This window comes from Halobacterium sp. NMX12-1 (genome assembly GCF_040435975.1).
Taxonomy (GTDB): Archaea; Halobacteriota; Halobacteria; order Halobacteriales; family Halobacteriaceae; genus Halobacterium; species Halobacterium hubeiense.
The window spans coordinates 96,002-117,708 of sequence record NZ_CP159205.1 but is presented as its reverse complement, the minus strand read 5'-3'; the positions used below and the strand labels follow the sequence as shown (position 1 = coordinate 117,708).

Here is a 21,707-nt window from a genome sequence, read left to right as displayed (position 1 = left end):
CGGAGCGGTGGGTGGGGCGGCGGGGCGTCCACGGGCGGTGGTCGCCAATAAAACGGGGGAGTGCCCCGCTCAGCGCAGGGTGTCCCGTTCCGCCTCGAGGCCGACACCCGGGTCGTCAGTGCCGTGTTCGGCTTCGTAGGCGTCGACGAGCTCCCGACTGTACCGCGCGATCCGGTTTCGGGACGTCGGCACAATCGTGCTCGCCGCCACGGCGACCTGCTCCTGGGTGAGATGCTTGCGCGAGAGCAGCCGATCCGCCGCGTACAGCGCTGACGCCGCGACGGTGCACCGTGGCGTTCCCGGCCCGACCGGCACCTGATCGCCGAGTTTCATCAGGTGTTGAGCCAGTCGCCACGTCCGCACGGCTCGCGCCCCGGGGATGGCGTCGTCATCGAGCGCGTCGACGACCGCCATCACGGCGTTGGGCCTGATGAGCGGCGCGTCGAACCCGCATTCACACCGGATCTTCCGCGCCGCAGCGCACACTCGCTCGTGGGGCGCTTTGGTGTGCGTCGCGACCGCGACGTCGATCTCGTCCCGGTCGACCGATGAGGCCCGCGCGGCCAACAGGACGGCGCCGCCGGCGAGTGCCTCCCAGGCCATCCGCCCGCCCGGCAGCCGTGCCTCCGAGGCGCTCCGGAGGAACTGTGCCGCCATCTTGACGACGTGGTCCGGCAAGTTCAGGTTGCCGCCGATCATCTCGACGTCCCGCAGCCCCTCGTTGAGCCGCTTCGTTCGCTTGCGCTTCTCGCCGAACTGCATCCGCTTGTGCCACTTCCGGAGGCGCTGGACCTTCTCCCACTGCTCGTTGCTCAGGGGATTACCGCGACCGTCGGTGTTCCTCCCGATCTTCGTGTGCAGGCCCTTGTCCGTCCGCAGCGGGTCCACCGTCTCGATGCTCTGGTCGGCGTCTCCGACCAGGCCCAGGTCGTTCAGCGTTGGGCTCAGGTCAACCCACTCGTCGGCGACGATCAGCCCACAGTCCGTGCAGAACGACTGCTCGTCTTCGGTGATCACCTGGCCCTCACACTCGGGACAGGCCGACCGCCCCGACGGCTCGTGTTCGACCGCCGGCTCGTGACCGCGTTCCTCGGTGGTCGTACTCTGTACGTCCGAAACCGTCTTTTCGCTCGCGTTGTTACTCGTCATTGCAGTTTCCCGAAGGCGCTCACCACAGCGCCCGACTCCCCGTGTTCCAGCACGGGGTTTCCTCGACGTCACGACCGACAGAGCCGTCTGCGCGCTCTCGCTCGCGCCTTCGCGAGCGCCCTGTGGGCGCGAGCGAGAGCGCGCCCGCACGGAGGGACCCAACCAGCGCCGCGCGCCGACCCGCCCGGCGCGAGCGGCCAGCGGAGAAAGCGTGGGGGGTGAGCAGCGACGCCGCGCAACCCCCCGCGCTTTCCCGCTGGCGTCGAGGGCACATTCATTTTAGCCCGGAACGGGCGCGGGCGGTGCGGAGAGCGCCCGCACGCCCGGAATGGTCGGTCGCGAGCGACGCGGCGGGCGGCAGTGGCGAGCGGCGCGAGCCGTTCGAGACACACCGGACAGGCGATGTCGTCGATGAGGAAGCAGGCCACTACCTGGTGGACTCAGAAAGGGCGAGGCCGCCTCGACCGTCCCCCGACCCCGTAAGCACCGAGTACAACGAGGCGCGCAGCGTGGGGCGCGGGGCGTCGAGCGGCCGAGGGCTTTCGACGATGATGCTTTACAATTGCGGGCTGGCTATCGACACCCGAATGTCTGGCCTCTATGATACGATTATGTCGTGGGCTGCGGACAGTGAGTACATCGATCCCGAACACGTCTGGCCGCTCGGGATTGGCTCCATCGTCGTCCTCGTTGCGCTCGTCGATGTCCGGGCCCTGGACCAACTGTTGGCGTCGCTTGACGGATTTACGCAGCTCCGACAGTTGCTGGTGATGGCACTGAAGGGGGTTGCCGCCGGGATGATTACGCACTTCGCCTACAGTACGAGCGACATCTCGTTTCGAAGCCGGCAGACACTCCAGAGCAAGGAACGGGCGCTCCTGATCATTCTCGGCGTCGGTGTCGGCGCTGGCCTCCTGATTGACGTCGTCATCCCCCAGCTGGTCGAGCCTTTTCCGTTCGTCGTTGTCCAGACGACCGGCCTCCTGCTCGTAGTCGGTATGTGGTACCTGCATCTGCTGATCGAGAATTGGAAGCTGTCGAACGAGTGGCCCCACGTACTGAGTGGGCTGCTCATCGCCTTCGGGCCCTATGCCCCATACCTGTTGTAGGACGAAGACAGGGAATATCGCGGTAGCTGGCCGTATTCGTGGCTATAGGAATCACTACAGGATTCGCTAACAACCAACGCCACTGTCAGAAGCATACCCCGGACGTTGCGGAAGGGATCAATTTCAATCGTCCTGTCGCGCGTTCAACTCTGCAAGGAACTGGCCGGCCGCCGTCCCGATTCGAACGCCGTCGACGTTGTCGACGTCGAGGTCTGCCGTCGCAGTTCGAAACGGATAGGCGTCGACAAGTACGCGCTGGATAACGGCTCGGACAGTCTCCGAGCTATATCTGTCGACGACAGTCGCCATCGCTTCGTCCAGGTGGGCGTCTTGATGATCCGCTCGTGGGTTCTCTGCTCGCTCGAGAACGAGGTCGACGACGTCATCAACCGATGGATGCTCGGGGTTCCCGGTACGCTCACGAACGTCATAGAGGGGCCCAGAGTCGGTCATCACTACTCCTCCGTCACGTCCTCGTTCGTGTCTTCCGCCGCTGGCTCCAGCCGTCGCTGTCGACGAACCTCCGCCAGCGTGTCCTCCAGCGTCCCGAGGGCCTCGATGGCTTCGAGTTCATCGGTAATCTCTTCCAGAAGGCGGGCTCGCTCGATTGCGTCTGCATCGCCGGCGGTCGTCTCGATTGCCTCGATGCGGAGCCGGCGCTCCTCTTGCCACCCACAGTCCCAGCACGTCCGGACGACGTCGAGACGCTCGTCTTCAGCAGCATCGAGAACCGCGTCGGACAGTGACGTCGACGGCGGTCGGTCCGGCCCGACCTCGAGCGTGACCGAGCCACCGCACGCAGGACAGTCCATATCCGACAGGATGCGCGCCGCGGTCATCAACATCAGGGACCCATGAGACGGACCCACAGACAGGGCTCTCGAGGAGGCAAAACCTGATACCTCAGGCTGGTCGTTGGGACGGCAATCGCCCCGGTGACTCGGTAGACGATACTGTCCGCTCAAACTGATACATTTCGGAAATCAAGACCCCAGAGATGGCCCCTCGGCCGGAGAGAGCCGGCGGCCTTCGCACATTGCATATCGCCTCTTTCTTTGGACGAAAACCGCGATATGCAACGCGAGATAACGCGCTCAAATCGCAGAAAAGCCTCGTCGGGCCGATTTGAGGCGGTAGAAAATACCTCGACGAGCTGCCGGCTCACTACTATTTCGCTAAAATTGCTCGACCACGGGGTAAGCGGGGTAAATTCGGGAAGTACTGATGAGGGATACGAATAGCCCTGTGTCAAGAACGCCTTGCTGGATGGCCGTGCTTTCTCGGGAGATGCCGAAAGAGATCCCCGATTCCCGCGAATTCGAGGCGTTGAACCCACTCAAAATTGCCCGACGGGGTTTCAGTACAAGGTAGACAGTACTACAACCCATCACCTCGATATACTGAGGGGACGGCTTGTTCACAGTCCAGACTCGACAGTGGACAAGTACGGGCTGTTAACCAACAATCCGAATCAGGAACAGAGTTTGTTGGTTAATAGTCTGCCCCCTCCACTGTTTCCGGAGCTATTGCTGTCTTCGTCTGTCCGACACAAGGCTTTTCGAGCGTCTCCGTGGAATCACGATTATGCGCCGCCGTGCCCTCCTCGCGACCGCCGCCACGTCCCTCCCCGCAGCAATCGCTGGCTGCACCAGTCCCGGTGGGTTGGGTGGAAGCAACGCCGCTGCAGAAGCCCCGACAGCACGCCTCGAACTGACGACGATTGCCGACGCGAAACTCCCGACGAAGGTCCTCTATACAGTCCGCCCTGCTGAAGGCAACGACGAAACGGCACAACTGTTCGATCGGATTCTCGACGGTGGCACGACAACGAAGGCGACACGGCCGCCACTGCCCGAACAACAACATATCGCCTACCAAGACGGCGTCTACGAGCTGGCGTACGAGGTGATCGAGGAAACGCCGGCCACCAGGTACTCCGTGAAGGTGGATATCGTCACCGGCTCGGTGACCGAGGCAGAGGCTATCCAGTTCGCTGACCTCCCCGAAGTTGATCAAGCGGAATTTGCTGCCCACGGACTCGCTGATGGTGACCCGATCGGAATCGGGACGACGTTCCTCTATACGGACGCCGAGCGCGAACAATCCGTCCTTGTCCCCGAGTCGGAGTACTCGTACATCACCTGGGAGGACGGGACCGAAGCCGAATGGGTCGTCGACGACGCGTACGACACGACGCTGAACACCTATCGCTACAAGGCTGACCAAGTGGCACCGGCCCCCGAGTACGGCCAACAGATGCGCGAGCGGTTTACGTTCGAACTTGCAGACCTTCCAGACGACCAGCGAGAGATCGTCGAGACGGCGATCACGGACGGACCGTACGTTGTCGGGCCCGATGAGACGCCGTCTGATGCGCTTGTGGCGCTCGCAGACCGGTTTCGCGGACACGAACAGGCCCACGGGCTCGACGAGGAGGGTGAAGGTGACCTGAGCGGCACGTATCTGGTTCGGTACCAAGGCGACGTGTATTGGACAACACTCGTCGTCCAACGGGATGCCCTCACGACGACAGAGGGATGAACGGGTAAGCCGTGGTAACTCACGACAATCCGGCGACCCAAATCTGGCGTTGATACTATTTGTGTTGCTGGAGGACCTGGAGTGCGGTACTGAGCCGGGCGATGTACTCGTCGGGTGGGAACCGCCACCAGACTTGCCCACTCATATGCGCTAAGGGAAGCACGTAGGTATCGACGGGATCGCTGATCCGATGCAGCGTTCCGTGAATGTCCATCACACTAGCTGGATCGGCATCCGTCTCTACAACGGGCTCCGGTGACGTGTGCCGGCGAAGTGCCGGCCACGCGTTACCGCCAAAGGTGAACACCACCTCCGGATCGAGCGCTTGGAGTTCTCGCTCGAGCAGCGCGTGATACGACACACGTTCCTCGCTCGTTCCAAACCCATCGACACGGTATTTCACTACATCACCGAGGTAGAAGTCGTGATAGAACTGCCCAGAGGCGACGTACTGGTGCCAGCCACTGGGGAGCGAGATGAGATCGTGGTGCGCAAGCGTCTCAAAGAATCGTTCGGTGAAATCAGCGTTGCGGCCAGTCAACCAACTCTGTCCGAACGCCCGGTAGACACTAATCTGATCGCGGGCGGAACAGTCGCCTGCAAGCGGATTGTGGGGCCGCAGTTCCGAGAGGTGTCGCTCGTGGAGGTTCCCCGGATCCTGTACCAGCAACACGTAATCCGGATCGTCAGTTTCCCAGTCGTAGTAGAACGTGTATGAGAGACGCCTGCAAACCTCTGCTTGAACGGGGAAGCCTGCCTGTGACAGGACCGACTCGATATCGTCGATGGCTGACTTCTGTAACGTTTGTAACTCGGGCTGCGGTGGTTGGTCAATCAGAGATAGAAGATCGCGAGCCGTTGTCTCATCCATTTCTGGGTGAGTGATCTCGTGCTCTCCAGTTGAGACTTTGGGCGTGACGATACAAGATACGACAGCAACAAGCGGGTTAGAGGGCTGTGCAACCGATATCTCACCTGAATCCCTGTAGAGTCGGGGCTATAGGTATTCCTATAGAATATACTATGGCAATAACAAGAGCAGACTGCATCTTGACAATAACCAACAGAACAGCCCGAATCGAACTGTGTTGGTTAATCGGGAGTCCACCGGTTCCGGAGCTTTGTCGCCGGCGATCCATCTGAGAAGCGGAACCAGCGAGGACCCGATGTCAGTCACGACCGGTGTACAGGCCTGGCTCGCCTCACGGGCAGGACGGAATTTGAAGACCACAGCGCGCAAAGGAGTAGCAGAGGCGATAGCCGATGGATCACGCACCGCCAGAAGCTCGAAGGCGAGCTGACGACATCCTCAAGGACTGGTCCCCGCCGGCGCTCGATATTCTCTGGGCGATTGCGCAGTGGTACAACGGCGCCGTGCTGGAGCGAGACAACCAGCGCTATCACATCGGGTGGCACCGTCCACCGGACCTCCAGACGCTTCTCGGCTGTTCCGACGCGGAGTGGGAGCAACGATACGAAGCTGCGTTCACCGACCTGCAAGCCCCCGCGACGTCGCCGACGCTCGTCGACGACCGACGCCACGGCCAGAGCGAGGAGTCACAGCCGTGGCTCACGGAGCAGTACATCCTCCGGCGCAAGGTTCGGTGGACACCGACCCGGACCGCCCGAACCGCGATGGACACGCTCTTCGCCGGCTTGTTCGACGCCGACGACTTCCCACAGCACCAGCTTGAGCCCGACACCGGCCTCGTCGGCGACTGGGACGAATCGCTCCTCCACCGCACCGGCGTCGCCGTCGTGGCCGCGGTCTGGCGCCAGCAGGGACGCTCCGTCGAGCTGTATCCCGGCGAACAGGGGCAGGCCCAGCCGGACGTTCGGAGTACAGCACTCGACGGTACCACCTGGGAAGCCGAAGTGCTGACTGACCACCACGACCGGGCGATGCCCCGATCGAAGTTCGCGACCTTCGCCGAGCGACCGGAGCGACAGCACCTCTGGATCTTCGAGAACCGAGAAACTGCTTTCGAGACGCTGAACCGCCTCCACGAATCCGGCAACGTCGACTGTAAGATCGCGAACGCGCCGTTCGACACGCCGGAGAACTACAGCCTCCAGGTCGGCAACCGCTACCTCGACCAGAGCCACACCGACGCCGACTACCACTGTCCCGGCATCGACCGGATCGACACGATCACCGGCTGGTACGGCCGCCACTACGACGACGCCGCTCGCACCCACCTCGCGACACCGACATCCACCACCCACTCCTGATATCTCTCACCAATCAAACATACCTCACCTAGACACCTCTCACAGTGTAACCCACCCTCATTCCCCCAATAATCGCGGGGATTTACACAGGTGAAGACCATCGATTCATAGCCGTCTGAATGGACTCAATCTACAGAATCAATCTGAAACACCTGCGTAAACACCTGACTACTGAGGAATAGGAGATTTACAGAGTCTACACCGGGAATAGTCATAATACTAGAACACGTTCATCTCGAGTACATAGATCTCTCTGGGTGGGATTGATCGTAGGAGCGGTTCTCTGATATGTGATTTTGAGACCCGTGCGAATAGGATATTCAACAATAGTAGATAGGGAATTAAGACCGATTATCAGCCTCTACAGGGGCTTTTGACGAAATTATACTAAATTAAAAGTGGGTCAAAACCCATAAGTAGTTTCGAAATAGATATATGGGTATGGCGCGAGAGATACGGTTCGAGCTTGATGATGACCAGCACGAAAAAATGAGAGAGATAAAAAATGAACAAGGTAGGACGTGGGCAGGCTTGTTCGTTGCAGGTGTTAGAGAGTTAGAAGGGACTAACAGCGGTGACCGGCTTGACGGATTAAAACACGATTGGGATAAGGACCAACGAGTCTTTCCTGAACCTGGGAATGATCGACTTGGATCTTTCAAGGCTGGTTGGACAAAAGCAGAAAACGGCGAAGAATTTGGCCCAAGAGCACTAGAGGGCCTCTCGTGGCATAATCTGGGATGGCGGTTAGGAATGATATTCGACGACACGCCCACGGATCTCAAAGAGGAACTCTACCGGTGGTGTGTTGAGCAACAGAAAGAGACACAGGAAGAAGAGTAATCGGCGAAACAGCACTTTATAATGCGTCTCGAGGGTCGTAGTAATCGTCGCTCAGAGCAAGCGCTCGTTCAATAATCCATTCGTCGTACAACGTATCCTCCGAAACAAGACTCACCCACTCGGCTCGATTTCGATCCGACTGTCGAACCAGCCGTTCTATTTGCTCGCTATCGCCCCCAGTCCAATACGCAAGCTGGCTACAGAACGCGACGTCAGCCTCTCTTTGGCTCGCATACCCTGCACTACTGCCGCTCCACAGGCGCCGGAAGACGTTGCCAGCGGGCCCGTACTGTGCCCGTTCGATGACTGTAGTGTCACTCAAATCAACGTCGACACCGGGCTCTGATGGCAGTCCACCGAATTCCTGGATATCAATGGCAGACAGCGTGGCCGCGGCTTCGGATGGGTCAGCAGCTCCTTTCCACGCCTTGTAGACACCCCGGAGTTTCGTCGTTCGCTCGGTGATCGTTGCCGGCGTCGACGACAGCCACTCGCCCGTGATTGGGATATAGAACTCCGCATCACAGATATCGATCGCCCCGAAGGTCCAGCTCGGTGGCCGTCCCGCAACGAGAATCCGAATACTCTGGCCGTCGGACGTAACTTCAGTATAGGAATCAAGCGTCTCGATCACCGTCTGGGCCCAGTCATCGAGGTCACCAGTCTCAGGGTCACGACAAGCGGTGAGTTCGACAGCAGTGAATGGATCATTGCGTGTGGGATAGAAGGCGAGTCCGTCGACGTCCAAGTCGGACGCTGTCGCCGTGGCGTATGCATCCTCGAAACCGCTCCACGTAGTCTCATCATCGAAGGTTGCGCGCTCGCCGGTCGCCGGATCGATCGGTGTGACCCAAATTCCGTCTACTGTGTCACTGGAATCAGCCGCCCGCCAACAGACCCACTGCTCGCGTTTGCGAAGTGCCTCAGGAACGGTCTCCCAGTGGGGGATCCGTTCACGGAGCATCGGTACGACCTCCCGCTGGATGGCCAGCACACTTCGTCTCGTCCGAGCTGTGCCACAGTCCTGTAGAACGCCGATACCTGGAGGGCGACATTAGTGAGTGACAGGACCGCATAAAACTTGTATTCTCTGGGGTGGGGGGTTCACACTCGATCATAATCGGAATCGCTCTATCTACTAGCGGAGAGGAATCCGATTGTGAAATCCGAGTTTAGCGCCTTATTTGTACAGTATCGCCGGAATCAGGGGGGAAATCGGAACTAGGAAAAGTGCCCAGAAACGAAGTGAATCGATTATACAAACACGACTATCACAATATTCTGATACAACTATTCGATTCTGAGAGAGCTTCAGTCAGGAATCTCCGACAAAGACCTCTTACTCGCACCTATTTCGGGAGTTCGGAATATGCCCTTCGTGTATAAGACAATAGTAACACTAAGAACAGGGTGGAAAACCATTAAGTTCAGACAGCACCTACATCAGAGTAGGCCGTTGGAAATGCGACGTTGTCCGGTGAGATCCCGCTCACAGCGCCGTGGACGCCTGCTTCTCGAACAGTACCCGGACTCACGCCGAGGAACTGCCACCCGTAGTGATCGAGAACCCACCACACTACACAATGAGTACCAGCGATTCCGACGACACTGACCGACTCGAACAGTATATCCGCAACGAGAAAGGAGACCTTCCCAGCAGCGAGAGCATGATCGCGTTCGCGAACTGGCTCTACGCGAACGAGTATTTCGAGACCAACGATCGCGTGGTTCCTACGAGTACTCTGAAGGACACCCTCGGCGACCGGCTTGAATATGGGGTCGACACAGTCCTTGACCATCTTGAAGAGATTGACGTTGTCGCTGAGGTTTCGCGTGGTAGTGGACAGCTGATTCTACACGAACGGAAGAATAAGGGCTTCTTCGACCCGAGCAATCGGGATATGATTCCACTTCTCGAAGAAGAGCTTTCCCGCTTCCTCGAGGATCTCCAAGAACAGGAAAGCCAAATACTGGAGTCCGAAGACGCCAGTGATGACGAGACTCCGTCGGTCGCTGATGGCGGTGAGCCTGAAACAAATACAGAGGAGGCTCAAGCGGAGGACATCGACGAGGGCGAAGCCAGCGATGAGGAGGACACAGACGATGTGCCGACAACGCTCCGCGAAGTTGCCGCGGCTACGCTAGACGTCGACGTGCCGATCGAGGATGCGCTCACCAATCCCACGGACCACATCGAGAGAATCAGTACATCACAAAGCCGCTTAGTTAGAACGTCTGCTTGCTGAAGGTGTGTCTACGACCCAGCAAGCAGACAGTGAGATTCACGAGGACCAGCTCCTTAACTTCCTCGTCAACTGCCTTGACGAGGAAGTTTCTCTCAACCTCGCCAACAACGCTGAAATCGATGCAGAGGACATCTACGAGGTCCTCGTCGGCGCGACCGCCGACGGGACCTCGATCTCGACGCTGTGCAACTCCAGTGAAGACTCGCCATCGGCGAACACAGTTCTCTATCATCTACGGACGAAGTTCGAGCCCGAACGGCTCGAACGAGTCGCTAACACGCTTCTTCGACGAGACATCGTCGAACTGCTCCCCGAGCAGGTGGAGGTCTGCGCAGACCTCCACCTGCGGCCCTACTACGGTGATGAAGACGACACGGAGAACCTCTATCACTCGGAAGCCAAGCGTGGAACCACCGCATTCCACGCCTACGCCACACTCTACGCGCGTGTGAAGAACAAACGCTACACGCTGGCGGTGCGCCGTCTCGAAGACGGCGACACCGCCAGCAGCGTCCTCGCTGAGTTCCTCGGTGTCCTCGACGGCCTTGACACCGACGTCAAGGCCGTCTACCCTGATCGCGGATTCTACGACAGCAAGTGTCTCACGCTGTTACAGACGCACAACTACGCCTACGTTGTCCCGATCATCCGGTGGGGTGAAGCGATTCAGCAGGAACTCTCGGAAGGGTGGAGTCGCGTCATCCAACACGATCTGACGGGGAAACTCGACGGTCACAGCTGGACCGTCGAGTTTCCCGTCTACATCGACTGTACGTACCTGAACGGACGGTACGACGAGCACGGCGTGGCGCGTCACGGCTACGCCGCTGACGCGCCGTTCATCGAGAATCCACGCGACGCTCGATACCACTACTCGAAACGGTTCGGTATCGAGTCGAGCTATCGGTTGTCTGAGCAAGCGATAGCGACGACAACGACGCGAGAGGCCACGGTGAGACTGCTGTACGTCGTGGTGAGTCTGCTGTTGCAGAACACGTGGCGGTATCTGCACTACGAATACGTGGCGACGCCGCGCCGAGGCGGGCGTCGCCTCTGGTGGTGGCCGTACAAGGAGTTCGTGAATATGGTTTGACGGGCCGCGTGGACGGCCCTCGCGGTGCGTCGGGCCGTCCCCGCGAACCGGCCACCAGACGACCGGTTCCACCGGTAGTCACCCACCGAGTACGGCGTCTCCGCAAGTGGCAACGCTGTCGCGTCGGCGGCTGAGCGCCGCCGACAGCGACAGCTCCGCCTTCGATCAGCGTTGCTCAACCGTGATCGACGACTCACCACAACAGAACAGATGGCTCAAGTCGGATTAGCCGGCGATGCTTTGTGAGGTACTGAGAATTGAGCGGTTTGATGATGTAGTCTCAGCGATTATCGAAAGCGACGAAGTAAGTCGCCGGCGTGAGTACGAGCCGATGGGTTGGCGCAATACCGCTAACAAGTGGGTACTGACGAAGACAGCAAAAGCGCGCCGGGAGAACGAATCGCTATCGAGCTGAATCACCCAGTGCTACGGGGTAATCGTCGGGGTCGAAAAGCCCTCACAGTGAGAGTGAAACACTCCGATGAACTAATCGTCCGATTACTCACTCACTGTCGGCGGAATCGATTAGCGTCCACTCAAGCTTGTGTAGCTGTTCAGTGACATCGCCGTCTTTGTTGATCTGGTGGGCCCACTGATCTTCGGCGTCTGTTCTACGGCTCTATCGCTCGGAGATCCCCAAGATGGTCGTACACAGTGCTGCGGCTCATACCAGCCTGCTCGGCGATCTGACTGACGTTGCTGTCACGGCCGTCGCTCAGGATGATAGCAAGGCTTTCACCTTCAGATGGTGTCCGAGGAGCTCCGTTAGCGCGGTCTGTTCTGCGAACGATTCGCCTCCGGATTGTACGTCTGGAGTGGTCGATACGAGTGTCAATATAGAGGATGTACAGTGTATCGCTCAGCTACGGGAATAATATCTCACGGATTAATTTCGGGTAGGAATTACGGTCTCCTATCCCGGTTTTCGTTCTTCACAAGTTTCCGCCGATATCGCTTTCCCACCATAACCACCAACAGCGCCACTGAATCTATTACGCCTCGTATTTTTAATCCCAATATGACCGATGAGGGATGGTTGGATCCAGTATTAGAGAAACTGCATTATGTCCCTGTCCCAGATGATGAGCATGTCCAGGTTGAAGATGACTCATCATTTCACCATGACGTTGAGCGACTCATCACAGATGGACTTGGGGTAGATCCTCAAGAAAAACGACATTCCCTTGAGACACTTCGTCGGGAGTTCGTACCGCTATTATGTGATGCAGTAGAGCAAGCGGAGACATCTGAACAGTCGAAAAAGGAGGCGTATGAGGATAAGAAAGCGGAGTTTTTCCGTTCTGTTGTCAACCGTGACGAACACACATATACGATTATCTTTCCGTTCCACCTGGGCAATAATGAACTGAATGACACGGTGACTGTATTAGGTCACGAACTGAAACCTGCTGACCACACCGAACTAGAATCCGGTTTGGAATCATATACGGCCCATTACAGCTCAAAAAACTCTACAGAGACAGCGGACCAGTTTCGTGAGTACGACGGGGAGTACTGGCAGCTCCAGATCAAAGCCAGAGATAGTACCTTCGCATATCGACGTGGAGTAACCATTTTCCGATATTTCTACGGGATTCTGAATCACTTACTGCTACGGTGGAAACGTCCAAAGTGGACAACAGCTGGTGAGCCGGCACAGAAACCAGCACCAGGACTACAGTTACCAGCAGGAGTACTAGTATACTCAGCGACAGCAGCAGAGACTCGTAACGAACCCGCCCAGCTCACGATCAATCGCGAGTCAATATCCAAACACGCAGGCCACAGCCAGATTCTATCTGAATTTAAATCTCTTCCGCAGCTTCCGCCGCTCGACTCACTTACTGAAGCTCAAGAAAGGCTGTACGCAGCTGCCATTTCATATCAAAAGGGTTCGGGCACAGCCAACGCAAATGACGCGTTTTTTGCGTTCTGGCGGGGCCTCGAAGTGTTAGCGCTAAGTGATCAGTCAAGCAACGAAGAGTTAGTTGATCGGGCCCAACAGATTCTCTGGTCAGTCAGCGGTCCAGATTTGGGTAATCCTGAAAACCGAAGGGGGAATCTGTGGTTGGAACAATCGCGGCTGTTAGACGCAATGAATAGCCTCGATGATCTCCGCAACACGATGGTGCATGAAGGGCCGGATGTAGAAATTCAACCGATCGATGTCGTAGCAGTGAAAACACTACTTGATGCATACTTTGATGTCTATTTTGAGTATTGGGATATGGTTGGTGAGCAGAACTTCAAGAAACTATTAGATGGGCTCGTCCTCTCGCCTGATGAACGCTCTGAGCGGGTTACCGAGTTGGAAGAACAAATCGATATTTTGAGAGAAGCGAATGAATTCGATACACAGCGCACCCACGCCGGTTATGAGGATGATACGTGGATGCTACCGGTCCCAGACTACTGATCTTCCAAGATCTCTTGCCAGATAGTCCTGATAATGCCTGCTATCAAATATAGTTATACCTATAGTTATACCTATAGTTATACCTATAGAACAACATATAGGTAGAATATGAGAGTTTGTGAATCTCACGTAGCCATCCGCATCGATTTTTTACTTTCACTCCGCTTTGATGACATTTAGATTCTGGTAGGCCCTTGGCTGGCGTATGAGCAACAGTAGTTCCGATACAAGTTCTGTCGAGACAAGCAGCCGAGGAGCGGTTATTCTGGATGAATCAGATCCACGAACGGTGATAGAACGCTTACCGAATACCGTCTTCCCGGTTATGATTCGATTTGCTCTCCAGAAATCGACGAGTGGTGACCGGACACACGAGTCGCTAAGAACACCAGATTACCCTGTAGACGTGCGAATTCCACAGGGAGCATACATCCCGCAATCGACAGTTTATTTCGATAATCCTGCAGAGCGGCCGCCACGAAATGCAGCGGCCTGGCGACCACGAGAATTCGTTGATTCGCTCTCTGGGCTGTTAGATGAAATCGAGGACTCACCACATGTCGATCCAGATCGGTTACAATTCACCGACCTTTGTGTGGCCGAGATAGCCCCCCGGTATACTACCAGCGACCCACAAACAGGTGACACCGTCGCCACGCCAGAATTGTACGGTGACCAGGGGGACATCACCCTCGGGTATTTCCGGCGTGAGGGGAGTCTCTCTGCAACCGAAGTTCGGGATTCCCTCGATACTGCAATGCCTGGTGAAACGCGGTCTCCCCCACAGCTCATCCAGATCACTGAAGCAACGGCGAAACCGGCTCGGTCAAGTCGAGAGACACAGCAACCAGCGGGACGACACAAATACTTCACAGAGGGTGAAGCTGAGCGGGTAGACAAACTTGATGCAACTCCTGCCGCCTGGATGCTGGACCAAGTTGCTGCGGCATCTGAGAGTCATCGGCCGCTTGATCCGGTACTCTCCGAAATTGAACGATTTTTCCCACAGCTCGCAGAGACTGATCTCCTCGAGTTCATTCAGCTACAGGGACGCACTGAGACGAGTGAGCGATTCTACGCAAACGAAGTACTGTCACGATGAGTGAAGCAATTCAAGAATCTGATGACGAGGGGTCGCAAAATGAATACATCCCACGAGTCGGTGGGGAGATTGATCTCGATATTTCGGTTGACAGCGAATCCCCGTTCGTGGTTATCCCTCGTGGGGGAGCAAAGGAGATCGGCCGGAGTTGCTATCAGGTTGAGACGCGTAATGGAACGTATCTCGTCGACGTCGGACTGAATCAAGGTGACGGGGGATTATTCCCTGATCTAAGGGGACTCGATGAGGGACAGATAGACGCCGTTTTTCTCACCCATGCTCATATCGACCACGTCGGCTCGCTCCCCCTGTTGGAGAGTCACGACTTCCTCTCTGATCAGGCACCAGTGATTACAACGAGGCCAACAGCTGCGCTTGCAGACACATTACTCCGAGATTCACTGAAGCTTCACCGACGAGCGACGCAAAAACCAGGGAGAGAACAACAGTACTCGGAAACAGACCTGAGGAAAGTTATCGACCGATTCCGTCCCTGTGGATACCAGGCGGCAGACCTGAGTGATCACGTCGCACATATCGAAGATACGGAAACGCTCCACTTCGAATTCGGAAATGCAGCCCACCTACTGGGCAGTGCTTGGTTAGCGCTAACAGTAGACGGTTCACGGGTTGTCTTCTCAGGAGACATTGGCGGCCGGTCGAATCATCTCCCCGAAATTGATGAACCTCCACAGGCAGACGCCCTCTTCCTTGAATCGACGTATGGGGACACCCATTCGCATACCAGTGCCACTGACACCCGAACGGACATCTACAACGAAGCCATCGACGCAGCTACCGATGGGAAGCCAGTACTCATCCCCTGTTTCGGGGTTGGGCGATCCCAAGAGCTGCTCTATATGTTCAAAAACCGGGTTCATACGCTTCCTGAAGAGGACCGAAAGCAGCTCAACGTAGTCTATGATGGAATGGCGCAAAGCGCCACTGACACGTATAACGAGCACTGTAGAAGCGAGTTCGCAGCCGAATCGATCCGAAACTACATAGTAAATTCAGGTGACCAACAACCATTCCTCTTCGATCAGGCGTCGGCCGCTAGACGAATGCCGATGTCTCGCGAGGAATTGCTCGAAGCTGATGAGACACCGATCATCATTGCTCCATCTGGAATGCTCTCGGGTGGGTTCTCACCGACCTACTTACTTGAATTCTGCCAGCGGTACGATGATGCACGCGTAATTCTCTGTGGGTATCAAGCCGAGGGGACACCTGGTCGTCAATTGGAGGACGCTATTGAGGAAGATCTCGAGAGAGTTGGTGTCACTCTTCCCTCGAACGGACTTAACGGAGGGATACCAGATGAGGGCGAAGGAACCCGCGTGAAGGTTCCCGTAAGCTGGATAAGTCGATATCACGGCCTCTCAGCTCACGCAGCGCGAAATACGTTGCTTCAATTCGCTCGCCAAGTCTCATCATCCCAAGTGTACCTTATTCACGGTGAACAGGAGCAACAAGAGAAGATGGCGCAACACCTGAGAGATAATCTAGACTCGGTTTCCAAGATCCAGTTGACGGGAATGATGCATCCGGTATCTGTGTCGCCGGATCTTCCCGAAGAAGAGATCGTTGGTGACAGGCCTGCGAAACGAATACTAGACGAGCGTGGTGCTGACATCGAGGTTAGCGATAGTGCCCAATTCGGTTCAGATGCAGTCCACGGGACGTTATCCGGGTTCAGTGATCAAATCGAAGCTCTTGAATTAGCCTTGCGCACGTTGAGTGGTCAGCTCGCCGTTGAACGACATGATAGTGGATTTTCGGAAGAGGATATCCGCCAAATTGTCCGAGATGAGATGGACGAGATTGTCCGTGAAGCAGTTGAAGAGAATCAATCCAACTGAGCGGGTCAGAGCGTCTCCATAGCCGAAGACACCAGTCCGGATTATAGGACTGACTCTACGTGTCTACCTCGCTGCTGGAAATTTCAGGTCTATACGATTACTGTGCCTCCGTAGCTGGTGTCCCGCTTGCAAGCTCAGGGATGGACAGATCCACGCGACGGAGGAGCTGTGCGTTGATCGCGACGATTACTGTACTCAACGACATCAGAAGCGCACCCACAGCGGGGGACAGCAGAATTCCGATCGGTGCCAACACCCCTGCTGCGAGCGGAATCGCGAACACGTTATAGCCGGCGGCCCAGACGATGTTCTCCTGCATCTTCCGGTAGCTGGCCTTACTGAGCTTCACCAGCCGAACGACGTCCATCGGGTTGTTCTGCACGAGGATGACGTCCGCCGACTGGACGGCGACGTCGGTGCCGCTCCCGATTGCGATGCCGACATCGGCCCGCGTCAGCGCCGGCGCGTCGTTGACGCCGTCGCCGACCATCCCCACGAGCTTGCCCTGGTCCTGGAGCTCCTGGACTTTCTTGTCCTTGTCTTCGGGAAGGACTTCCGCGAACACCGTATCGATCCCCAGTTCGTCTGCGACGGCGTTGGCGACGTCCTGGGAGTCGCCAGTCAGCATCGCAACCTCGATGTCGAGGTCGTGGAGTGCGTCGACGACGGCGTAGCTTTCCTCGCGGATCACGTCGGCCATCGCGAAGGCGGCGATTAGCTCTCCGTCACGAACGAGATACACCACTGTCTGGGCATTCTGGCCGGCCTCGTCAGCGAAGCGCTGGAGATGGTCGGGGATCTCGCTATCGAGCTGGGTCAACAGGTTCGGCCCGCCGACGTACACCTCGTTTCCGTCGACGTTCGCCCGGACCCCTCGGCCTTTGATCGCCTCGAAGTCGGTCGCGTCGGGAGTAGTTAGGTCTCGCTTGTCGGCGGCCTCGCGGATGGCTCGCGCGATCATGTGTTCGGAGTCGCTCTCGACGGCTGCCGCCAGCGCGAGCGCGTCGTTCTTGTCGACGCCGTCGACGGTCGCCATATCGACGACGCCGTGCTCGCCTTCGGTGAGCGTCCCCGTCTTGTCGAAGATGATCGCGTCCAGATTCCGTGCGTCTTCCATCGCGATGCGGTCGCGGACGAGCATCCCGTTGCGCGCCGCAAGTGAGGTGTTGATGGCGACGACCAGCGGGATGGCGAGCCCGAGGGCGTGTGGGCAGGCGATGACGAGCACCGTGACGACCCGCTCGATGACGGTCGCGTCAAACGAGACCGCGACCGTCCACGCGATTGCGGTCACGACTGCCGCCCCGAGAGCCACGTAGAACAGCCAGCCGGCCGCGCGGTCGGCCAGCACCTGGGTCTTGGACTTGCTCTGCTGGGCTTCCTCGACGAGACGCATGATGCCCGCCAGCGTCGTCTCCTCGCCCGTCGCGCCAACACGGACGCGGAGACTACCATCGCCGTTGATGGTGCCGCCGATGACCTCGTCGCCAGGCTCCTTCGAGACGGGCTTGGACTCGCCGGTGATCATCGACTCGTTGACGTCGGAGTCACCCTCCTCGACGGTGCCGTCAGCAGGGACACTCGCGCCCGGCCGGACGAGCACGAGATCGCCTTCCGAGAGCTCACTGACGGGAACTTCTTCGGTCTCCCCGTCGTCGGTGATACGCTCGGCGGTGTCTGGCATCAGTTTCGCCAGTTCGTCGAGCGAGCTGGAGGCCCGCCGGACCGACCGCATCTCGATCCAGTGGCCCAGCAGCATGATGTCGATCAGCGTGACGAGCTCCCAGAAGAACGCCGACTGCGTCGGGAAGACCACGCTCGCGAGGCTGTAGACGAACGCGACGGTGATCGCCATCGAGATGAGCGTCATCATCCCCGGCGACCGATCTTTCAGCTCCGGTACCGCCATCTGGAGGAACGGCATCCCACCGTACGCGAAGACGATGACCGCGAAGACGGGGTTGATCCACTCGCTGCCCGGGAACGCGGGGACGGAGAACCCGAGCCACTCCTGCAGCATTTCGCTGTATAGCAGGACTGGGATCGACAGGAGCGTCGAGACGAAGAAGCGCCGGCGGAACATCTGCTCGTGGCCCTTGTGCATCCCGCCATGCCCCTCACCGTGGCCCTCATGGGAACCGTGGTCGTGTCCTTCGCCCTCGTGTCCAGCGTGCTCGTGCTGCTCGTCGAGCACTGTCTCACTCTCCGCAGCAGGGTGTGCCTCTTCTTCCAGTAGGTCCTGTTCTACCCGCTGCTCGTCCGACTCGGCGTCCGATTCATCCTGCTCGCCGTGTTCGTGCTGGTGACTGCTGTCGTCCTGCTGGTGTTCCCCTCCAGGGAGATTCTCATTTGTATCTTTGTGGTCGTCCATAGCCCATATTCTCTGTAGAGGTGGATCCGCTGGCCCCCTGAATCTTCCCCACTGAACTGTACAGCAGGACCAGCGTAGCGAAGCTTCAAAGACAACGGTTGGCCGTTGTCTCGGAGTGGTCCGCGCGATTCTCAGGCGTAAGCGGTGTACCCGGCGTCTTCGACGGCCTCCACGAGAGCTGTGACATTTGCCTCACCATCGACGCTCGCCTGTTCGCTCTCCCTGTCGACGGTCACGTCAGTCACGCCGGATACCTCTTCGAGGGCCTCTTCGACCGTCTGCTCACAGTGACCGCACGACATTCCTTCCACGGTGATGGTCGTCGTCATACAGAGGTACATACGGCTCCCTCTCTTTAGCGGATTTCCCCTTCGATTATACTGGTCTCTTGGGGGTCAAACTTTAGATTCCAAGTGATACGTGCAGCCGAAACGAACCAAATTTCAGATTCAGCAACTGACGATGCGGGAAGACTCAGGTACCGTTGTGGCGCTCCAGATACGTCTTCGCCGCTAAAAAGACGTATAGTACGCCGATAGCCCGAATACCCGAGCGGAATCGCTCGTTCCATTCGACCGACTCCGGACGCTCGTACAGGAACGCGGTGGCAAATCTTCGATACAGATCGGGAAACAGGAAGACGATAGCGCCGAACACACCGGTAAGATTCATCAGCCACGCGTATGCTCGCCCATTGAGGAGGGAAATCGCAGCTATCAGAACGCCCTCAGACCGGATAGCTGGGCGGACCCACCCTCTCACTGTTCCCCCGCTTCGATTCGCAATCGCAAGTTTCTCGAAGAGACTGACGATTTTGTCCGGGAACAGCGCTGAGAGAGCGCCAAGGACACCCACGAGTGTTCGAATCATACGATACTGTACGACCGGTACGGACATAATTCCCGCTGCGACCCTACACTGGTGAGAATAAGGGGAATCCGAACAATAGCGACTTCGAATGAGGAACAACGCCCAGAGGCCGCTTCTCGAATGAACGTCCCGAATCCTCAGGGGTTCGGGGCATACAGGGCGTAGAGAATCGACAGCATCCCGGCGGCGGTGACGAGTGCTGCGACGAATCCTGCTTCGAAAATCGACACTTGGAGGAGTTCGAAGAGCACGCCCTCGAGGAGGCCGCCGAGCCCGACCAGCGCGAAGCCAGCCGCGACGTACAGGAGTAACTGCGTGTGATGCCGTTGGTATCCGCGATAGGCCTGGTAGGCGATCACCAGCGCCAGGGCGGTCGTGAACAGCTTGCCGATGACGAATAACGTGTGTTCCATGAGTCAGTCTCCCCGCATTTCCTCGAAGATGGACGTAATCCGGTCGGCGGGGTCCGGCCGAACATCGATCTGCACGTCGAAGCCCTCTGCTTGGAGGAGTACTTCGACACGCTCGAGTCGCGCCTCGTACTCGCTGTAGTGCCGTCCGCCGGGGTCGACGTGCGTGTACTCCTCGAGGAGGCCCTGCTCGACGAGGCGGGTGACACGCCGCGAGACGGTCGGGCGTGACATATCGCATTCCTCGCTGAGCTCCTTCGCGGAGAGTCGGTCGGTCTTCGTCGCCACGAGGATGTTGCGGGCGTACTCGTCGTCGAGTGTGGCGAAGATGTCCGACGGGTCGGCCTCCTCAGTCACACGTCCGTACTCGCTACAGGAGGGTAATATAGCCCGCCGGTTTTCTGACTCAGAACGCCGGCTCGCTATTATATCGTCTCTACCCGCCTACTGATAGTTGAAGGTGCAATAATTATGTCCACACTCGACTCCGGCATGAACCAGCTTGAGAGCAGAGTCGGCGGCCTGACCGTCGGCGGGAAAGTCCACAGCCTCAGCGCGTGGTTCGTGCTGGCGCTCCGTCTCATGATGGGCTACGCGTTCGCGTACTCCGGCTTCACGAAGATCACCGGCGAGTTCGCGGCCGGCGGCTACCTCTCGAACGTTGCGGCGACGAACGGCAACCCGCTGGCGGGCCTGTTCGCGTGGATGGGTTCGACGCCGTGGTTTGTCGAGTTCGCGAACGTCGCCGTGCCGTACGGCGAGCTGTTCATCGGCCTCGGCCTCCTCGTCGGCGCGTTCGTCCGCCTCGCGGCGTTCTTCGGCGCGCTGATGATGCTCATGTTCTACTTCGGGAACTGGGACATGGGTCACGGGTTCATCAACGGTGACTTCGCGTACATGCTCGTGTTCCTCGCGGTCGCCGCGTTCGCCGCGGGCCGCATCCTGGGCCTCGACCAGTACATCGAGAACTACGACGTCGGCGGCGAGACGCTCGTCGAGCGCTATCCCGCCCTCGAATACATCCTCGGCTAACCACGCCGAGACCGTTGGGAGTACAACAATGCAAAATCCAATTCAAGCACGCGGGATTCGTTCTCTGGGATTCATCGTCGTTGGGGCACTGACTCTGGCCGTCGTCGCCGGGATGGTTCTAACGCACGCGACCGTCCCGGATGCAATGATGTGGGGGTGGCACGACAGTATGTGGAACGGCGGCCATATGGCCGGCTGGGGTGGCTGGGGCTGGGGGATGATACTGTTCGGGCTCCTGTGGATGGCACTTCTGATCGCCCTCCCAGTCTACGCCGTTTACTGGCTGACAACGCGGTCCCCTACGGACGGCCATACTGATGACAGCGCACTCGCTGTTCTCCAAGAACGGTACGCTCGTGGCGAAATCGACGACGAGGAGTTTGATCACCGTCGCGCCCGCCTGGTGTCCGACGACGATCGTTTCTGACCGC

20 protein-coding genes and 1 pseudogene are annotated in these 21,707 nt (G+C 58.0%); 10 read left to right on the top strand and 11 right to left on the bottom strand.

Features of this window, described 5'->3' with window-relative positions:
• Positions 1-69 precede the first annotated feature (69 nt).
• Positions 70-1,149 (bottom strand): transcription initiation factor IIB family protein, encoded by a 1,080-nt coding sequence (locus ABSL23_RS16220; protein WP_353635414.1) that lies wholly within the window; start codon positions 1,147-1,149, stop codon positions 70-72.
• Positions 1,150-1,451: 302 nt separating this feature from the next.
• Between ABSL23_RS16220 and ABSL23_RS16215 the strand changes: the two genes are divergently transcribed.
• Positions 1,452-2,258 carry a hypothetical protein gene (locus ABSL23_RS16215; protein WP_353635413.1) on the top strand — a complete coding sequence of 269 codons (807 nt, stop codon included), beginning with the start codon at positions 1,452-1,454 and terminating at the stop codon, positions 2,256-2,258.
• Between the two features lie 123 nt (positions 2,259-2,381).
• Here the strand turns inward: ABSL23_RS16215 and ABSL23_RS16210 are convergent, their stop codons facing one another.
• Positions 2,382-2,711: a hypothetical protein gene (locus ABSL23_RS16210; RefSeq protein WP_353635412.1), complete on the bottom strand. Its 330-nt coding sequence runs from the start codon at positions 2,709-2,711 to the stop codon at positions 2,382-2,384.
• A gap of 2 nt (positions 2,712-2,713) precedes the next feature.
• The gene (locus ABSL23_RS16205) at positions 2,714-3,103 is read right to left on the bottom strand and encodes a hypothetical protein (protein ID WP_353635411.1); all 390 of its coding nucleotides are present in this window, start codon (positions 3,101-3,103) and stop codon (positions 2,714-2,716) included.
• A 739-nt stretch (positions 3,104-3,842) separates the two neighbouring features.
• Here ABSL23_RS16205 and ABSL23_RS16200 point away from each other — a divergent pair.
• Positions 3,843-4,799 carry a hypothetical protein gene (locus ABSL23_RS16200; protein WP_353635410.1) on the top strand — a complete coding sequence of 319 codons (957 nt, stop codon included), beginning with the start codon at positions 3,843-3,845 and terminating at the stop codon, positions 4,797-4,799.
• A 55-nt stretch (positions 4,800-4,854) separates the two neighbouring features.
• Here ABSL23_RS16200 and ABSL23_RS16195 read toward each other — a convergent pair whose 3' ends face one another.
• A complete protein-coding gene (locus tag ABSL23_RS16195) occupies positions 4,855-5,670 on the bottom strand; it encodes a uracil-DNA glycosylase family protein (RefSeq protein ID WP_353635409.1) in 816 nt (271 codons plus the stop codon).
• A 392-nt stretch (positions 5,671-6,062) separates the two neighbouring features.
• On the opposite strand from ABSL23_RS16195, the gene ABSL23_RS16190 reads away from it, so the two are divergent.
• Positions 6,063-7,031, top strand: a complete 969-nt coding sequence (locus ABSL23_RS16190) for a hypothetical protein (RefSeq protein WP_353635408.1) — start codon at positions 6,063-6,065, stop codon at positions 7,029-7,031.
• Between the two features lie 441 nt (positions 7,032-7,472).
• Positions 7,473-7,874 (top strand): hypothetical protein, encoded by a 402-nt coding sequence (locus ABSL23_RS16185; RefSeq protein ID WP_353635407.1) that lies wholly within the window; start codon positions 7,473-7,475, stop codon positions 7,872-7,874.
• A 16-nt stretch (positions 7,875-7,890) separates the two neighbouring features.
• Here ABSL23_RS16185 and ABSL23_RS16180 read toward each other — a convergent pair whose 3' ends face one another.
• Positions 7,891-8,868: a hypothetical protein gene (locus ABSL23_RS16180; RefSeq protein WP_353635406.1), complete on the bottom strand. Its 978-nt coding sequence runs from the start codon at positions 8,866-8,868 to the stop codon at positions 7,891-7,893.
• A gap of 505 nt (positions 8,869-9,373) precedes the next feature.
• Here ABSL23_RS16180 and ABSL23_RS16175 point away from each other — a divergent pair.
• Positions 9,374-10,120, top strand: a complete 747-nt coding sequence (locus tag ABSL23_RS16175; protein ID WP_353635405.1) for a hypothetical protein — start codon at positions 9,374-9,376, stop codon at positions 10,118-10,120.
• A gap of 4 nt (positions 10,121-10,124) precedes the next feature.
• Positions 10,125-11,291, top strand: a pseudogene (locus tag ABSL23_RS16170) (ISH3-like element ISH27-2 family transposase).
• Positions 11,292-11,824: 533 nt separating this feature from the next.
• Here ABSL23_RS16170 and ABSL23_RS16165 read toward each other — a convergent pair.
• The gene (locus ABSL23_RS16165) at positions 11,825-11,899 is read right to left on the bottom strand and encodes a hypothetical protein (protein ID WP_353635554.1); all 75 of its coding nucleotides are present in this window, start codon (positions 11,897-11,899) and stop codon (positions 11,825-11,827) included.
• A 332-nt stretch (positions 11,900-12,231) separates the two neighbouring features.
• On the opposite strand from ABSL23_RS16165, the gene ABSL23_RS16160 reads away from it, so the two are divergent.
• Positions 12,232-13,629, top strand: coding sequence for a hypothetical protein (locus ABSL23_RS16160; RefSeq protein WP_353635548.1), 1,398 nt, complete (start codon positions 12,232-12,234; stop codon positions 13,627-13,629).
• 1,098 nt (positions 13,630-14,727) lie between these two features.
• On the top strand, positions 14,728-16,593 hold the full coding sequence (locus tag ABSL23_RS16155; RefSeq protein ID WP_353635547.1) for an MBL fold metallo-hydrolase: 1,866 nt from the start codon (positions 14,728-14,730) through the stop codon (positions 16,591-16,593).
• 97 nt (positions 16,594-16,690) lie between these two features.
• Here the strand turns inward: ABSL23_RS16155 and ABSL23_RS16150 are convergent, their stop codons facing one another.
• From ABSL23_RS16150 to ABSL23_RS16130, 5 genes are all read right to left on the bottom strand, one after another.
• On the bottom strand, positions 16,691-18,964 hold the full coding sequence (locus ABSL23_RS16150; RefSeq protein ID WP_353635546.1) for a heavy metal translocating P-type ATPase: 2,274 nt from the start codon (positions 18,962-18,964) through the stop codon (positions 16,691-16,693).
• 131 nt (positions 18,965-19,095) lie between these two features.
• Entirely contained in the window at positions 19,096-19,293 is a 198-nt protein-coding gene (locus ABSL23_RS16145; protein ID WP_049938511.1) for a heavy metal-associated domain-containing protein, read from the bottom strand.
• 145 nt (positions 19,294-19,438) lie between these two features.
• Positions 19,439-19,834, bottom strand: a complete 396-nt coding sequence (locus ABSL23_RS16140; protein ID WP_353635545.1) for a hypothetical protein — start codon at positions 19,832-19,834, stop codon at positions 19,439-19,441.
• Between the two features lie 137 nt (positions 19,835-19,971).
• Positions 19,972-20,247 carry a hypothetical protein gene (locus tag ABSL23_RS16135; protein ID WP_004515576.1) on the bottom strand — a complete coding sequence of 92 codons (276 nt, stop codon included), beginning with the start codon at positions 20,245-20,247 and terminating at the stop codon, positions 19,972-19,974.
• Between the two features lie 3 nt (positions 20,248-20,250).
• Complete coding sequence (locus ABSL23_RS16130; RefSeq protein ID WP_049938495.1) at positions 20,251-20,601, bottom strand: winged helix-turn-helix domain-containing protein; 351 nt, start codon at positions 20,599-20,601, stop codon at positions 20,251-20,253.
• A gap of 114 nt (positions 20,602-20,715) precedes the next feature.
• On the opposite strand from ABSL23_RS16130, the gene ABSL23_RS16125 reads away from it, so the two are divergent.
• Both ABSL23_RS16125 and ABSL23_RS16120 read left to right on the top strand, forming a co-directional pair.
• Positions 20,716-21,276, top strand: a complete 561-nt coding sequence (locus tag ABSL23_RS16125; RefSeq protein WP_011222420.1) for a DoxX family protein — start codon at positions 20,716-20,718, stop codon at positions 21,274-21,276.
• A gap of 28 nt (positions 21,277-21,304) precedes the next feature.
• Positions 21,305-21,703, top strand: coding sequence for an SHOCT domain-containing protein (locus ABSL23_RS16120; RefSeq protein ID WP_059059114.1), 399 nt, complete (start codon positions 21,305-21,307; stop codon positions 21,701-21,703).
• Positions 21,704-21,707: the final 4 nt, after the last annotated feature.